This window comes from Mycolicibacterium aromaticivorans JS19b1 = JCM 16368 (assembly GCF_000559085.1).
GTDB lineage: Bacteria > Actinomycetota > Actinomycetes > Mycobacteriales > Mycobacteriaceae > Mycobacterium > Mycobacterium aromaticivorans.
This window is the reverse complement of record NZ_JALN02000001.1, coordinates 865,813-880,409: the sequence shown is the minus strand read 5'-3', so window position 1 is coordinate 880,409 and position 14,597 is coordinate 865,813. Positions and strand designations below refer to the sequence as shown.

The 14,597-nt window shown below is 62.3% G+C and carries 13 protein-coding genes; 11 read left to right on the top strand and 2 right to left on the bottom strand.

The window, feature by feature from the left end:
• The first annotated feature begins 1 nt into the window (after window position 1).
• From Y900_RS04230 to Y900_RS30155, 6 genes are all read left to right on the top strand, one after another.
• Window positions 2–391, top strand: a complete 390-nt coding sequence (locus Y900_RS04230; protein WP_051659876.1) for a DUF2742 domain-containing protein — start codon at window positions 2–4, stop codon at window positions 389–391.
• The gene (locus tag Y900_RS30160) at window positions 388–1,914 is read left to right on the top strand and encodes a DUF3631 domain-containing protein (protein ID WP_051659875.1); all 1,527 of its coding nucleotides are present in this window, start codon (window positions 388–390) and stop codon (window positions 1,912–1,914) included. The genes Y900_RS04230 and Y900_RS30160 overlap by 4 nt, the downstream gene beginning before the upstream one ends.
• A 189-nt stretch (window positions 1,915–2,103) precedes the next feature.
• Window positions 2,104–2,337, top strand: a complete 234-nt coding sequence (locus tag Y900_RS04220; RefSeq protein ID WP_131536082.1) for a hypothetical protein — start codon at window positions 2,104–2,106, stop codon at window positions 2,335–2,337.
• Between the two features lie 84 nt (window positions 2,338–2,421).
• Window positions 2,422–2,808, top strand: coding sequence for a hypothetical protein (locus Y900_RS04215; RefSeq protein ID WP_036339388.1), 387 nt, complete (start codon window positions 2,422–2,424; stop codon window positions 2,806–2,808).
• On the top strand, window positions 2,805–2,969 hold the full coding sequence (locus Y900_RS33665) for a Clp protease N-terminal domain-containing protein (RefSeq protein ID WP_081844979.1): 165 nt from the start codon (window positions 2,805–2,807) through the stop codon (window positions 2,967–2,969). The genes Y900_RS04215 and Y900_RS33665 overlap by 4 nt, the downstream gene beginning before the upstream one ends.
• Before the next feature lie 366 nt (window positions 2,970–3,335).
• Window positions 3,336–3,779 carry a hypothetical protein gene (locus tag Y900_RS30155; protein WP_131536080.1) on the top strand — a complete coding sequence of 148 codons (444 nt, stop codon included), beginning with the start codon at window positions 3,336–3,338 and terminating at the stop codon, window positions 3,777–3,779.
• Window positions 3,780–4,029: 250 nt separating this feature from the next.
• Here the strand turns inward: Y900_RS30155 and Y900_RS30150 are convergent, their stop codons facing one another.
• Window positions 4,030–5,700 (bottom strand): beta-propeller fold lactonase family protein, encoded by a 1,671-nt coding sequence (locus Y900_RS30150; RefSeq protein WP_051659873.1) that lies wholly within the window; start codon window positions 5,698–5,700, stop codon window positions 4,030–4,032.
• Between the two features lie 214 nt (window positions 5,701–5,914).
• On the opposite strand from Y900_RS30150, the gene Y900_RS32680 reads away from it, so the two are divergent.
• The 4 genes from Y900_RS32680 (at window position 5,915) to Y900_RS30145 (ending at window position 11,447) form a co-directional block, all read left to right on the top strand.
• Entirely contained in the window at window positions 5,915–6,085 is a 171-nt protein-coding gene (locus Y900_RS32680; RefSeq protein WP_192827473.1) for a hypothetical protein, read from the top strand.
• An 89-nt stretch (window positions 6,086–6,174) separates the two neighbouring features.
• Entirely contained in the window at window positions 6,175–7,494 is a 1,320-nt protein-coding gene (locus tag Y900_RS04195; protein ID WP_013472279.1) for an IS256 family transposase, read from the top strand.
• Window positions 7,495–8,101: 607 nt separating this feature from the next.
• Window positions 8,102–9,330, top strand: a protein-coding gene (locus Y900_RS04185) for an IS3 family transposase (protein ID WP_085977995.1) whose coding sequence is annotated in 2 segments (ribosomal slippage) — window positions 8,102–8,414 and window positions 8,414–9,330 — 1,230 coding nt in all. Because the reading frame shifts where the segments join, the coding sequence is not laid out codon by codon here.
• Between the two features lie 308 nt (window positions 9,331–9,638).
• Window positions 9,639–11,447 carry a serine/threonine-protein kinase gene (locus Y900_RS30145; RefSeq protein WP_051659872.1) on the top strand — a complete coding sequence of 603 codons (1,809 nt, stop codon included), beginning with the start codon at window positions 9,639–9,641 and terminating at the stop codon, window positions 11,445–11,447.
• A gap of 368 nt (window positions 11,448–11,815) precedes the next feature.
• Here Y900_RS30145 and Y900_RS32085 read toward each other — a convergent pair whose 3' ends face one another.
• Window positions 11,816–13,030: a TPR end-of-group domain-containing protein gene (locus Y900_RS32085; protein WP_131536078.1), complete on the bottom strand. Its 1,215-nt coding sequence runs from the start codon at window positions 13,028–13,030 to the stop codon at window positions 11,816–11,818.
• A 711-nt stretch (window positions 13,031–13,741) separates the two neighbouring features.
• On the opposite strand from Y900_RS32085, the gene Y900_RS04170 reads away from it, so the two are divergent.
• Window positions 13,742–14,569: a hypothetical protein gene (locus Y900_RS04170; RefSeq protein ID WP_131536076.1), complete on the top strand. Its 828-nt coding sequence runs from the start codon at window positions 13,742–13,744 to the stop codon at window positions 14,567–14,569.
• Window positions 14,570–14,597: the final 28 nt, after the last annotated feature.

Below are 14,597 nucleotides of genomic sequence, written 5' to 3'. Positions count from 1 at the left end.
AATGCAGAACGCCGCCCCGAAGGACGGCGCACGCGATCAAACTCGACAGACTGATCGTACAGCGCCGCTCCGACAGAACACGACCCGCGAGATCGACTGGCTCGCGGTCAACCAATACGTCACGCCGCGTATCGCGCGGCTAGGCCAACCCGTACCGCTACCCGGATCGGTCGCATGGTGCACGTTGTACAACCACGATCCGCTGAAGCTCGGCAGCTGCTTAATGGTGGTGCCGTGGTGGGCCGTCGACCAGGGCACCCGTCAGGACGCGCTGCGCGAGGCCGGCCTCGCCATCTCCGCCGCCGCGGACTGGACCGGCATCGTCCGCGGACAAGCCCAGCGCCGCAAGGCCGTCGCGGATGGCGCCTACATCCCGAGGCGGTCGACATGACCGAGGACCTCAGCGGTGCCCACCTGCTCGACGAGCTGGTTACGTGGTTCGGACGGTTCATCTCCGTGACCGACCACGATGACCTCCGCCTGCTTGCGCTCTGGACGGTCCACACCCATCTAGTCGTCGAGCTGTACACGACACCACGGCTCGCAATCGACTCCATCGTTCCGGAGAGCGGAAAGACCACCGTGCTCGATCACCTTGAACGCCTGTGTCATCGTCCCATCAAGGTTGCGTCGTTGTCGTCGCCCGCACTCCTCCAGCGGATGCTCGAACAAGAGATGAGAACCATCCTGCTCGATGAGATCGACAGGTCGCTTCGCCCCGACAAGACCGGAGTCGAGGACCTCCTTGCAATCCTGAATAGCGGATACCGACGGGGAGCCACTAGGCCGGTGTTGGTTCCGGCCAAGGGTGGCGGCTGGGACTCACGAGAGATGCCCACCTACGCGCCCGTGGCCATGGCCGGCAACAACCCCAACCTGCCTGCGGACACCGCGTCCCGCCAAATCCGGGTACTTCTCATGCCTGACATCGACGGCACCGTCGAAGAATCCGACTGGGAGAACTTGGAAGACGACGCAATCGCGTTGCGGGAGCGCATCGCGGAGTGGGCCGCCACGATGCGAGACAAGGTCAAAGGTCTTGACGTGCCGTTGCCCAACGGATGCATCAGCCGCTCGAAGGAGCGCTGGAGGCCACTGGCGCGGATCGCCGCTGCCGCTGGAGGCGACTGGCCGGCCATCACGCACAAGCTGATCGAGACCAACATTGCGCAAGATGCAGCCGAACGAGAAGCCGGGCTGAAGACCCTGCCGCCGGGCATGGTAATGATGATCGACCTACACGCGGTGTGGCCGAACGGCCAAGTGTTCGTGGCGACGCGGGAACTCGTGCCGAAACTCATCCTTCACAACCCCGATTACTGGGGTGCGGGCAGCCCATACGGCAAGCCGCTCAACGAAACCAGGTTGGGTCGGCTCGTCACACAAGCGACCAAGTTGACCTCGATCCGTCCCGACACGCGCGGCCCGCGCGGATACTCCCGGTCGGCCATGGAGCCGGTGTGGCATCAACTAGGGGTGGGTCGCATACAACCCGGATCACCCGGCGTACCCGGCAAACCCGGAGCGCAGCACTCTCCAACAATATCCGCATCAACCGGGTCATCCGGGTTATCCGGGTTGTATGCGACCCCTACTGGACGCGAACCCACTCCACTAGGCCCGGCAGTCCACATCTTGCCGGCGGGTCCGGGCCACTGCCCTGAATGTGGTTGCCATGCCTCAACTCAAGGCCACCGCGAAGGCTGCGCCGCTGAATGCGCACGGGTCTTTGGCGTGATCGAGCGGCGGATAGCCAAGTACGGACCTCAGCTGTGGAGCGACATACAGCGCTCTCCGCAAGGCAAGGATCGGTCCATCCTCGCCGCGAACTGGGCCGGCTGGCTCGCCGCCGGCCGCATCGTGGAACTCGACGGCGACCTTCCGCGCTTCACCATAAACGAGCATCGATCATGACCTGGCCTGAGTGCATCGTGTGCCGCGATGACGTCCACGTCTCCATCTTCAAACCTCTGGTGCTGGAGACCGCCACTTACCAAGACGGAGACGAGCCATGGTGAACCTGAACGTCTGCGACGCCAACCGCCGGGCGGTCGTCGACGCGAAACTCGCCGCCCTACACGACGCCGACGAATGACCGACTCAATGAGCGATGCCGAACGCGCCACGGCCATTGCGGCGGCGGTGACAAGCGCGGTGATCACTCTGATGATCGCGACCGACGCCCAGCTCGCGTTGCTCGAAACGTTGTTGCGCGCACTCACCGTGATGGACGACGACGTGTTGCTCGATGACTTCATCCGCCGCGTCAGTGATCTGCGCGCGCTAGTCGGGCCGGCCTGCACCGAGGCGACCATGAAAATCGCGAGACGCCGTTAGCGTCAGACTGCCAGGTCCTAAAATCATTGCCAATACCAGCGATTCGCGCTCAAGGAGCTTCCGTCGCGTTCCTACGCTAAACGGATGAGCAGCGGTTCGTTCAAGTGGTGCGCCAACATCTTCGCGCACCCAGACGGCCAGGAGTTCTGGTCGGCCCGGTCCACGGCCCGATTTTGTTCGGACCGGTGCCGGGCGGACTGGCACCGCCGCCTCGCTGACGCACGCTCCCTGCTCGCCGACGAAGATCTACGGCGTCACCGCCCGCGACGAGCCACCACGACGACTACCACCGACGCTTGGGCAGAAGTGGCCAGCCGAGCTAGCGACTACGACGACTACAAGCAGCGGATGCGACCTGGTGCAGAGACCGCGTTCCGGTGTGTCCGCTGCGGTATCGCCTTCCAAGCCGAGACCAGGCAGGAACACTGCGGCTTGCCGTGCCGGGACGCGGACCGCAACGCGGGGCGATGAACATGCACACCTTTGATGTTCGGCACCTGATGGCCGGCGCGCAATCCGAGGCGCGCCAGCTGGGTCACCGATTCGTCGGCACCGAACACGTGCTGCTGGCGGTGATCTCCGACCCCGCGGGCGCACGCAGGTGTCCCAACAATCGAAAGTTAGCAACATAACTGAATCTGCCGAACCTGCTTGGGGCGACGCTGCCACAGGGCGGGCACAGCAAAGTCACAGGCGGGTGGTGCCGCGCTACCGGTCTCCGACAAATATCCCTCCCCGTCCGTCCGCTTTCGATTTTCCGATGTATTGGCAATTTGTGGGGTGTCAATTCGGTTGTGGCTCTTGGAGCTAGGGGGTTGCTATGGGTTCTGTTCGTGGTGCGTCGGATGCGCGTGATGAGTTGATTGTGAAGTTGCGTCGCTCGGGGTGGACGCATCGTGAGATCGGGGTGCGTGTGGGTTTGTCGGCGCGGGGTGTGTCGCATGCGTTGGTCAGGATCAGTGCGGGTCGGCCGGGCCGGCCGGTGAGATGAGGAGGATGTGATGGATTCGGAGTATGACGACACGCCTGAGTCGGAGGCGAAGTCTGGTGCGTGGTCGGGGTCTTGGCGTCGGCGGATCGACGGCCCGGATCGGAATACGTATCGGGTGTTGCGGGCGCAATTCCGGAAGCAGTGCGTGGCGTCTCATGCCGTCTGTCATATCTGCGAGGGTGGGATCGACTACTCGTTGCGTCATCCGGATCCGATGGCATGGGAGTTGGATCATTTTGTGCCGGTCAGTGTGGATGAGTCGCTGGCGCTTGAGTCAGCGAATTTTCGGGCGTCGCATAGTCAGCACAACCGGATGCGGGGGGCGGGTGCCATCGGGTTTTCGGGTGTCGTTGCCGGCGGTGACGATGAGCCGGAGTGGCCGACGGCGGTCGTCAACGGGATGACGGTTCGTTACAACCCGGAGCTGGGCATCCCTTCCGAGATTTGGTGACCTGGTAGCGAACGGCGCGGCGGACGCCTTCATGCGTGCGCGCTGCGACCGCGCCGACAGAGCTTCCACCACGTGCCCGTCACGCCTGCGCCGGCGGCAGTGCCGATCACCGCTATCCTGTCGCGAAATGGGCAGAGTAACCCGAAGCGAGACAGCATCTTTCGAGACGAACATGTGAGAACTGAATTTCCTGGGGCTTTCACGCTCGACGAATCCTAGATCGCCAGTGCACCCGACGTCTGGCTGCTCGTCACACAGCTTGCGTCGTTGGACCAAGGTAGATCACCGACACGCTGTTGGTGTAGGAGTTCGTGACGTAGATCTGGGTGCCGTCGGGGCTGAGTGCCACCCCAATGGGTGTCGAGCCAACATCGATGGTGTTCGTGACGGTGTTAGTAGCGGTGTTTATCACCGACACGGTGCCGCTCGCGTAGTTGGGGACGTAAAGCTGGGTGCCGTTGGCGCTGAGTGCTGCCGCCTCCGGGTCGCCCTCGGCGCCGTAGGGCAGCACCGCGATGTTGGCGGTGTTGGTTATCGCATTGGTGGCGGCATTGATCACCGTGACAGTGTTGTAGTAGGCGTTAGTGACAGTCTGCGCTGTGACGTAGACGCGGCTGCCGTCCGGGCTCACGGCCACCGCCTCAGCGTCCTGGCCATTGGCGATCGTGATGGTTTTTGTGAGGGCGTTGGTGGCGGTGTTGATCACCGACATCGTGCCGTTGTAGCCATTGGTGACATAGAGGGTGCTGCCGTTGGGGCTGACCGCCATTTGCCTGAAGCTGGTGTTGGCCACAGGAGAGACGCTGATGGTGTTGATGACCCCGTTGGTTGCGGTGTTGATCACCGACACTGACTCACTACCGCTGTTGGCGACATAAAGCCGGGTGCCATCAGGGCTGAGAGCCAATGCCGCTGGGTATTCGCCGACGCTGATGGTGGAGGCAACTGTGTTGGTGGCGGTGTTGATCACCGACACGGTGCCCGACGGGCCTACCTGGTCGTCGTTGGCGACGTAGACATCGTTGCCGTTGGGGCTGATGACCAGCACTTTCGGATAGCTGTTGATGCCAGTCGCGATGGTGGCTATTACGGTGGCGGTAGCGGTGTTGATTACCGACACCGTGCCACCGCCATTTGCGTAGCCCGTGACGTACGCGCGGCTACCATTGGGGCTGAACACAACCGCAGCTGGAGAGCCACCGACTCCAGCGTCGTTCGGAGAGATACCGACTTCGAAGGTCGCGATGACGGTATCGGCAATCGGCGGAGACACCAGCACGGTGACGGTCTCTGTCGCAGCGCGGACCCCGTTGTTGGCGGTGATGGTGAAGTTGTCGGTTGTGGTCGCAGTGGCAGCCTGGCGTTGGGCCACGGTGGGAGTGTAGGTATAAGCCCCCGTGCTGGTGTTAAGACTGACTGTGCCACCGCCGGTGCTGGTGGACGGTGCGCTGTAAGTCAGGGTCCGTCCAGCGGTGTCGGAGAAGACCGCGGAACCGAGGACTGCCCCGGTGCCTGAGTTTGGTATCCCTGCTGTGGGCGTCCCTGCGACCGGGGTGCCCGGATCGACGGGCACGGTGACGGTGACCGAGTTGGTCGACAGACCCTCGTGCACGGTGGCGGTGAAAGTTTCGGTAGTCGACAACCCGGCGGCTTGGCGAGCAGCGTGGGTCGGGGTGTACGTGTAGGTGCCATCGCTGGCCACAGTCACGGTGCCGTTGGCGGGCTGGGTGACCGTGTATGTGAGACCGCTGCCGGTGGGAAATCCGAGAGATCCAGTGACGACGCCGGTGTTGAGGTTCGGAGTGTCGACGGTGGGCGATCCTGGTGATGGGGCAGGGTCAAGAGTCTCGTTGAGACCCTTGGCTAGTGAGTACAAGAACTGCTGGAACGGGTTAGAGGGACTCGGGTTACTCGTGTTCAACCCACCCAGCGATAGCAGAAGGCCGACAAGAACCTTGCCGATCGGAGCCAGCAGCGAGGGCGACCACGTTGGGACTAAGGCAGCCGTAGCCGGTGGAGCCCCCGAGATGGTGGCCGATGATGTTGACGCCACCAGAGCCGGCGGTTTCGCCAGCGCCCACTTCAGATGTGCTCCTGGGGACACCGAATCTAGGCCCACCTGCAATATCGCGGACGTGGGCGCTGCGTTATTGCCGATCGGGGATACCGGTCGGCTAGTGGCCGACGGTGGTGACACAACAATGATGTTGGGCGCCGGCGAATTCACCGCAATCCGTCGGGTCGAGCCGATGCCGGACGTGAGCAATGATCAGAACCTGTGGATGAGCCTCGGTGAGGGGGCGTGAAAGTGGGCGCACCTTCCCGAGGATGATCTGAATATCCGAAGGTCCGATCATGAGCCGGCGTTGGCGCGCTGGTTCGGGAAGGTACGCCCATGCTCACCGTAGTTCACGATGCCATCGAGGCCAACGAAAGCACTGGCGGTGCTGGTCGGTCGTTGTTGGACGAGATCGTCCGCGACGGCGCCCGTCAGATGCTGGCCGCCGCGTTGAAGGCTGAGGTCGCCGCCTACGTGGCCCAGTTCGCCGATCAGCTCGATGAGAAGGGGCATCGGCTGGTGGTCCGCAACGGCTATCACCAGGCCCGCGAGGTGCTGACGGCAGCCGGGGCAGTTGAGGTGAAAGCACCGCGAGTCAACGACAAACGCGTCGACCCCGACACCGGTGAACGGAAACGGTTCTCCTCGGCGATCCTGCCGGCCTGGGCACGCAAGTCACCGCAGATGAGCGAAGTGCTGCCGCTGCTGTACCTGCACGGGCTGTCCACCAGCGACTTCACCCCCGCTCTGGAGCAGTTCCTGGGCTCGGGTGCCGGGCTCTCGGCCACCACGATCACCCGGCTGACCAGCCAGTGGCAGGACGAGGCCCGCGCGTTTGCCGCCCGGGACCTGTCGGGCACCGACTACGTCTACCTGTGGGTCGACGGCATCCACCTCAAGGTCCGCCTGGACCAGGAAAAGCTGTGTCTGCTGGTGATGCTCGGCGTGCGCGCGGACGGCCGCAAAGAGCTCGTGGCGATCACCGACGGCTACCGGGAATCGACCGAGTCGTGGGCTGATCTGCTGCGCGACTGTAAACGACGCGGCATGACCGCACCCGTGCTCGCCGTCGGCGATGGCGCACTCGGCTTCTGGAAAGCGGTACGCGAGGTGTTCCCGGCCACCAAAGAACAGCGGTGCTGGTTTCATAAGCAAGCCAATGTGCTTGCCGCCCTGCCGAAATCAGCGCACGCGTCGGCGTTGTCGGCGCTCAAGGAGATCTACAACGCCGAGGATATCGACAAGGCCCAGTTCGCGGTCAAGGCCTTCACGGTCGACTTCGGGGCCAAGTACCCCAAGGCGGTCGCCAAGATCACCGACGATCTGGACACCCTACTGGAGTTCTACCACTATCCCGCCGAGCACTGGATCCACCTACGCACGACAAATCCGATCGAAAGCACCTTTGCCACAGTACGTTTGAGAACCAAGGTCACCAAGGGGCCGGGATCACGTGCGGCTGGTCTGGCCATGGCCTACAAGCTCATCGACGCCGCCGCGGCCCGCTGGCGTGCCGTCAACGCACCACACCTGGTCGCCCTGGTCCGCGCCGGCGCGGTCTTCCACAAGGGCAAACTGCTCGAACGCCCCACCGAAATCACCCCACCGACACCGCCCTCAGACGGCGATCAGCAAGCCGGAACGGAGGTCGCCTGAAACACGCCGATCCACAGGTATTGACAATTCCTCGCCGGACGTTGGCGTCGCGATCCGCGAGCTTGTGCGCAGATGCGGTGACGACGGGAAACCTACGTCGCTGGTTGAGTTGCCCCTTGCTGCGCTGTCCGACACCGCGCCGGGTGCTGTGCCAGTTTCAGCCCGGGCGACACCTGAGCCTCCGACAGCAAAGACCACTCCGAAACCGAGGGTGACCGCGCTAGCACCCAGCCACGCATAGGGCTCCCGGCGGCGACGTGCGCATTGGCGGCCCTTCCTTCCCCGGCTTTGGCCCGTTGGGGCTACCGCTGGATTTCCAGATCCCGTCACCGCGTCCCCCGAAAATGTTCAGTTGACATCCCGACCCCTGCATCGGCCTCGTACATCCGAACACGGCTCTGTCGCCAACCACAGCATCAGCACAGTAATTAGCAGCAAATCCACAGACAAGAAAGTTCCACAGTCCAAACCCGACTAATTGGCGTAGCAGTATTTGCTGCGCCAATTTGATGGCAACGGCACTTGCCGGGCGAAGGGGACTTGACCCCGTGTGTTGGACACGCTCAATCCCAGGAATGTGCTGGGGGAAGCGAGATGATCCAACCCGATGGCAAGGAAAAATTACCCCGATGAGTTCAAGCGTGACGCGGTCGCGCTCTACCGGGACACCGAGGGCGCGACGATCGCCCAGATCGCTGCCGAGCTCGGTGTCAGCGAGGCCACGCTCTCGGCGTGGTGCAAGTCGGCCGGGGTGCCGATTCGGCACCGCCGCGGTGTCGTAGTGGCCGAGCCTGTGCTAGGGGCCGAGAGCCCTGAGCAGGAGCTGGCCCGCCTCCGCAGTGAGGTCAAGGCGTTACGCGCCACCGAGGCGCGGTTGTCCACCGAGCGTGACATCTTGCGGTCGGCGGCCAAATATTTCGCCGGGGAGACGAACTGGTGAGCCGCTTTCAGTTTGTCGCCGACCACCTGCACGCCTTCGAGGTGAAGTGGCTCTGCGCAGTCGTCGAGGTTGCGCGTTCGTCGTTCTACGCGTGGTTGGCCGGTGCTGACGGACGAGCGGCCCGTCGGGCTGCTGACGAGGCGCTGGCCGAGCGTATCCGCGCCGTCCACGACGAGGACAACACCTACGGGGCGCCGCGGATCACCGCCGAGCTCAACGACGGTGCGCCCGAGGGGCAGCGGGTCAACCACAAGCGGGTGGCTCGGGTGATGCGCGGCGCCGGGATCGCCGGTTATCGACGCCGACGTCGGGTCAAGACGACCGTGGCGGACCCGGCGAACCAGAAGGTCCCCGACCTGCTCAAACGCGATTTCACCGCCGCGCAGGTCAACACCCGTTACGTCGGCGACATCACCTACTTGCCATTGGCGACCGGCGCCAACCTGTACCTGGCCACCGTGATCGACTGCTGTTCACGGCGGGTCGCCGGGTGGGCGATCGCCGATCACATGCGCACCGAACTGGTCATCGATGCGCTCAAAGCCGCTGCTGCACTGCGGGGTTCACTGGCTGGTGCAATATTCCATGCAGATCATGGAAGTCAGTACACCTCACGGGATTTCGCGAATCTCTGCCGCGATCTGGGGGTCGTCCAGTCGATGGGTGCGGTGGGGTCAAGTGCCGATAACGCGTTGGCCGAATCGTTCAACGCCGCCCTCAAGCGCGAGATTCTGCAAGACCGTGCCTGCTGGCCGGACGCGGCGATCTGCCGCCGTGAGGTCTTTCGGTGGCTGGCCCGCTACAACACCACACGACGGCACTCCTACTGCCGTCATTCCAGCCCCGCGACCTACGAAAGGAACCTGACACCGGCTACGCTGCCCGAAGCCGCATAACCACAAATCCCGTGTCCACTACATGGGGGCAAGGCCCAAGCCAGCCTCAGGAGGCGCCCGGCGGTAACCAAATATTGAACCGGTGCGTGTGCGTCCAGGGCTGGACGCCGTCTCGGAATAGACGAGTTCTGAGCGTCCAGAAAGTAGGTCGCGAAATTCCGTGGACGCGCCGCCCTGAAGTCGCCGACCAACTCAGGCACAGAATATGGGCTTGGCCAACTGCGAAGGATGCGAACCGGCCGGGCGGTACTCCGGCATGGCTACGCGAAGTGGTCGGGCACGGCGATCTCAGCAGCTAACATTCGCCCATGCCGCTGCGGATCGGTGAGACCTTCGCCGGATACCGCGTGCTCCGACTCCTGGGCTCAGGCGGCATGGGTGAGGTCTACTTGGTCCAGCACCCCCGCTTGCCTCGCCGCGAAGCCCTCAAAGTCCTTCGAGCGGACATATCTAGCGATCCCTCCTTCCGGGACCGCTTCATTCGCGAGGCCGACCTCGCCGCAGACCTTCGGCACCCACACATCGTCGGCATCCACGACCGAGGCGAGAACGACGGCAAACTGTGGATTGCGATGGAGTACATCGACGGCACCGACCTCAGTCAGCTATTGGAGAAGCGCTACCCGGCTGGCATGCCCGTCGAAACTGTCATGCCAATTGTGAATGCGGTGGCTAGCGCTCTGGACTACGCCCACAAAAAGGGCCTGCTGCACCGCGACGTGAAGCCCGCCAACATCATCGTTGCCGGCCTCGACACCGACGACCCAAGCATCTTCCTCGCTGACTTCGGCATCGCACGCCCGCTCGACGACACCAACGGCCTCACCACGACCAACACGACGGTGGGGACCGTTGCCTACGCAGCGCCCGAGCAACTCATGGGCGAACATATGGACGGACGAGCTGATCAGTACGCCCTCGCTGCCACTGCCTACCACCTGCTGTGCGGTGCGCAACTCTTCCCACACTCCAATCCAGCCGTTGTGATCAGCCGCCACCTCAACACAACCCCACCCACGCTGGGCGACCATCGCCCTGACTGCGCATCGCTCGACGCCCTCCTCCAAATAGCGCTGGCCAAAAGCCCGCAGGACCGATTCCCGTCGTGTTCGGCATTCGCGGCGGCCCTAGCGGATGATTCCCGTGCTGGACAGGGAGCAGCGTCTGCAAACGCCAGTACTCAGGCCGCACCGAAACCAGACAAATCCGCACCCGCGTCCCCGAAGAGATCGCCTGCCAAACCCGCCACAACCTCTCTGCGTAGATCGGTTGTCCTGGGGTGTGTCGCCGCAATCATGCTGTTAATCGGCGTCGCCACCTTGGTCTGGCGTCCTTGGCAACAGGCTCGCCAGCAACCGTCAACGTCGTTGGCCAGCCCGACCACGGCGCCGATGTCGTTGACCGGCGAGTGGTCTGGACCTGTTTCCGGTGCCCAATCGGGTTTCGATGTGGTCGCCGAAATCGTTGACGGCGCACAGCTCACCGGCACGGTGAGCTACCCGCAGCTCTCCTGCAGCGGCACATGGACTCAGCACGGCTCCACAGCGAACGGAGTACGGCTGATTACCGAAACAATGACGCAGGGCAACTGCGTAAACTCGGACGTCACTCTCACCCCGCGCAGCGATGGCACGCTCTCCTTCATGTCCACCTACTACGCGGCGTCTAAACAACAGAACATCACCGCTTACGCGACCCTGCGCCGTTCGGCCCGCGCGGGGCCGACCGCCACTACGAGTAGCCCACCGCCACCACTATCTTTGGCGACCACAACACCGACGACCACGACAAATCCGACGACCGCTCATTCCGACAGCACTGACGGCCAGCAGGGCGACTGGCGCGAGCACCACACTTGGGTGTGTGACACAGCGACTGGCGAGGTATGTGGCAACTGGAAGCCCGAAGCAGTCACGTTCGCCTGCAAGGCAGTTGCGGGCGGTGCCGACTACACCTCAGGACTCAAAAACATGCTTATGAGTCGCTACGGAATGGGTGATACGGACGCCTTCTTTCTTGGCAAGGAGGCGTGGTACAGCGTCACTAGCGGCGGCTACATCAGCACGGGAGGCAATGCCGACGGCCCACATCCGTTGTGCATTGGCATCGTCCCCTGATAGCGCGGCCCTGGTGATAAGTGCGCAGATGTTCCTCTGCTAGTTCCTGCTCCCCGGGTCAAGGTCAGCGCTGCCACCGCCGAGCATCTGACACGGTTCCCGTCATCGGCTGGGCTCCCCGGCGAACTCCAGCCCGGTACATCTGATTGCACGTCATAAGTACTGCGCGCCGCCGTTGCAGCAGCGGTGATCGGTGTGAAGCCGTGTGAAGACGACTCGGGCCAGGTGGCGTTTGAGGGAGCGCCCGGTCAACCGGCGGAAGAAACGTCCCAGGTGGCCGAAGAAGTGGAGACCAACGCCGCCAAGGGCAGTCGGAAATGCGTGTCGCTGTGCGGCGGAACGGTCAGGATGTAATCCGTCAGCCTGTCCTACTTCTCATCGTTCTGGGTGTTCTCGGTGTTCGCCACTGAGGAAACCTGGGGCAGTAAATCTTTAAGCTCCTCTGAGTCTCGCACGCTGTCCCATACGTGATCGCTCGTGGACCGGTCTCGTAGCCCTGGATCAATCTCAAAGGCCTTGGTCAGATAGTCGTGAGCGTCGGGTAGTTTGTCCTGCCTGACAGCGCTACAGGCCAAGTTATAGAAAGCTGGTGCGTATGCAGGGTTGATTGCCAGAGCCTTGAAGTAGTTGCTATCAGCTGACTTGTGGTCACTCAAATACATGCCGTAGATGGCTCCGGTGTAGAGCGGCAGGCTCGGGTCGTTCGGGTGGTGTGTCGCACCGTCGTTGAGGATCTGTAGCGACTGGCCATAAAGTTTGGCTGCGGCCAATTCTTTAGCGACTCGCCGGTAATCATCGGCCTTCCATGCCGATCCTGGCGTCTGCTCCTCTATGGCTTGGAACTGCTGCGACAGATGGAGAGCGGTCTGCTGCTTTTTAGGTGATGCAGTTTGTTTCGGGTCTAAAACTTGAAGCATCGTTGGCCCTACGGGCGCATCTGGGAGTTGATGGACCCAGGCAGTCACCACCGGCTTGCTCTGGGCCAGATCATCAGCTTCCTTAAATGCGGCTCCGAGCTTGAGCCGAGCGGCGAGAAAGGCCAGAAAAAAGCCGATCAGAAGGCCATAAATTACCAGCACAACCGCAAATGAACTGGCTCCTGATCCTCCTCCCAGCCCAGGGGCAAGATATGACCCCAGTCTTTGCAGCCCGCTTGGTACTAGAATCAGCTGAGTGAGTCCAGCTCCTAATAGGAGCTTCGTCAACCAATCTGAAACCTGTTCCAGATTGGTATTCGCGCCGTAACCCGCTGCACTGGCAGTTGTAGGACTGGAGCTTGACGCGGACGTGCCAGCCGCCGTACGTGCTGTGGTGGTCTGCATGCTAGTGGAGTCGGGTGATCCTGCGAGGGCGCGGGGAACACCGAACAGGAGTCCGAGCAACCCACCGACCGCTGCACTGGCCAACGCGATCACCACTCCGTTGAACGCATCGATCCAACGGTTCTGCGATTGAGAGATACCGAAGAGGAAGCCTAGAAGGGCACCGACTAATATCAGAACAGACAGCTGACCAAGAACGTGGCCAGCGAGCTTTGACTTGTTCTCGGGAGAGATCGATGGCACCCTGGAATCAGGCGTCATTTTCCGCCATTGCTACTAAACCTCCAGGTCTTGTACAGACATTCTGATGTCATGACCCCTTCAAATCAAGGGGCGTATGCACTTACCAATCCCAGACCGAAACAGCATAGACGTGCGAAGGCTATATTTGAAGGCGGTCGCCTTGGACGGCGCAAAGTCAACCTGTTCGCCTTTATCGGGATGCTAATCGCTCACCTTTGTCAACATTGAATTAAATTGTTTGCCAAGTCCGTGTGTGGGGCACGACGGCGGGGTCGTCAGTTACCCCGCTGACCACGACCGTCCTGGTCTGGGCGTCCGGCCTGACCGGCCCGCGTCCGCCTGAACACGAACACCGATAACGCCAACTGCCACCGGCACCGGCACCGCGACGAGAGTTCCGACGGGAGTTCCATCGAAATCGCCACCGGCCGACCGTCTCAAAACAGACCACATCTGAGACGGCCGTGCCGACCTCCATGGTCGAGCCGAACTCCGAGGACGCCGAGTCTCAGATATCGGTCTCGAAAGTCAATGTGTCACTGGAAAGTCAACCTGATTTCGAGACAGAGCAAGGTCAGCCAGTGGCATGGGAGCGAGTCGCCTGCACGTCGGGCATCGACCGCCAGTGGTCATCTAACGAGATCAACCGCATTCAAAACGCTTGGGCAGCAGAGGGACACAGCCAATGACGAACAGTCCCCCGCATTGCTAGGCCATATCCTGGCGCACGTGAGTGGACAACCACGCTTGATCAATATCGATCTGTTGGACCGGCAAGAGCAGGCTGCGTGCATGGTCGCCGTGCGCGAGCTCGACGTAATCGAGGCCGAAGCGTGGGACATCGACGGGCGGCAAGGTGCCGTGGATGCGATGTTGACGTTCCCAGACGGTCGCAAGGCAGCGTTCGAAGTGACCAATCTGGCGGCCAAAGACGCGCTGAAGCTGGCGATGAAGTTGTTTAGGGATCGCACGTGGCCGGTACCGGGTGACTGGTTTTGGACCATCGAAGTGGGTTCCGTGGAGGACTATTACCGGCTGAAAGAGTGCTACGAGAACATCATCCGCATTTGTGAGGGCGCTTCGGAGCCATCTCCGTTCCGGATTGCTTGGGAGCCTTCTGCGCATGCGGACCTGAAATGGCTGGTGGACGAGTCATCGTCTGAAATGACGGGCTACCCAGACGTACGGGTGAAGGAGATGAAGAATCCGGGGGCGATGGTGGTGCCGGTTGGCGGTGGGGGAGCCGTCGACGAGCAATTGTCTGGGTTCGCCGACGCGCTAAGCGAGGCGTTCGAACAGGCGCACATCAAGACACACTTCGACAAGCTCGCCAAGTGCGCTGACGTGGATGAGCGGCACCTGTTCATCCCGTTGCACAGCAGCGCTCTTCCGTTCGCAATCTCCTCGGAATTGGTCTTTGAGGAGACGCTGCCGCCTGATCCGCCGCTGATCCCGGACCACGTCAGCCACCTGTGGCTGGCACCCGAGGGCTCCCGTCGGGTGCTGTTGTGGAGCCGTGACGCTGGCTGGCGGAACTTCCCGGCGAAGAGCGATTGAGAGGTGAGTGCTGTGGCGCGTACGGTCG

What these genes read in the sequence shown, in the direction of transcription:
- Y900_RS04195 (WP_013472279.1), top strand. Translation starts at nt 6,175, where the DNA reads ATGCTCACCGTAGTTCACGATGCCATCGAGGCCAACGAAAGCACTGGC.
- Y900_RS33665 (WP_081844979.1), top strand. Translation starts at nt 2,805, where the DNA reads ATGAACATGCACACCTTTGATGTTCGGCACCTGATGGCCGGCGCGCAA.
- Y900_RS32085 (WP_131536078.1), bottom strand. Translation starts at nt 13,030, where the DNA reads ATGACGCCTGATTCCAGGGTGCCATCGATCTCTCCCGAGAACAAGTCA.
- Y900_RS04215 (WP_036339388.1), top strand. Translation starts at nt 2,422, where the DNA reads ATGAGCAGCGGTTCGTTCAAGTGGTGCGCCAACATCTTCGCGCACCCA.
- Y900_RS04230 (WP_051659876.1), top strand. Translation starts at nt 2, where the DNA reads ATGCAGAACGCCGCCCCGAAGGACGGCGCACGCGATCAAACTCGACAG.
- Y900_RS04220 (WP_131536082.1), top strand. Translation starts at nt 2,104, where the DNA reads ATGAGCGATGCCGAACGCGCCACGGCCATTGCGGCGGCGGTGACAAGC.
- Y900_RS30160 (WP_051659875.1), top strand. Translation starts at nt 388, where the DNA reads ATGACCGAGGACCTCAGCGGTGCCCACCTGCTCGACGAGCTGGTTACG.
- Y900_RS30145 (WP_051659872.1), top strand. Translation starts at nt 9,639, where the DNA reads ATGCCGCTGCGGATCGGTGAGACCTTCGCCGGATACCGCGTGCTCCGA.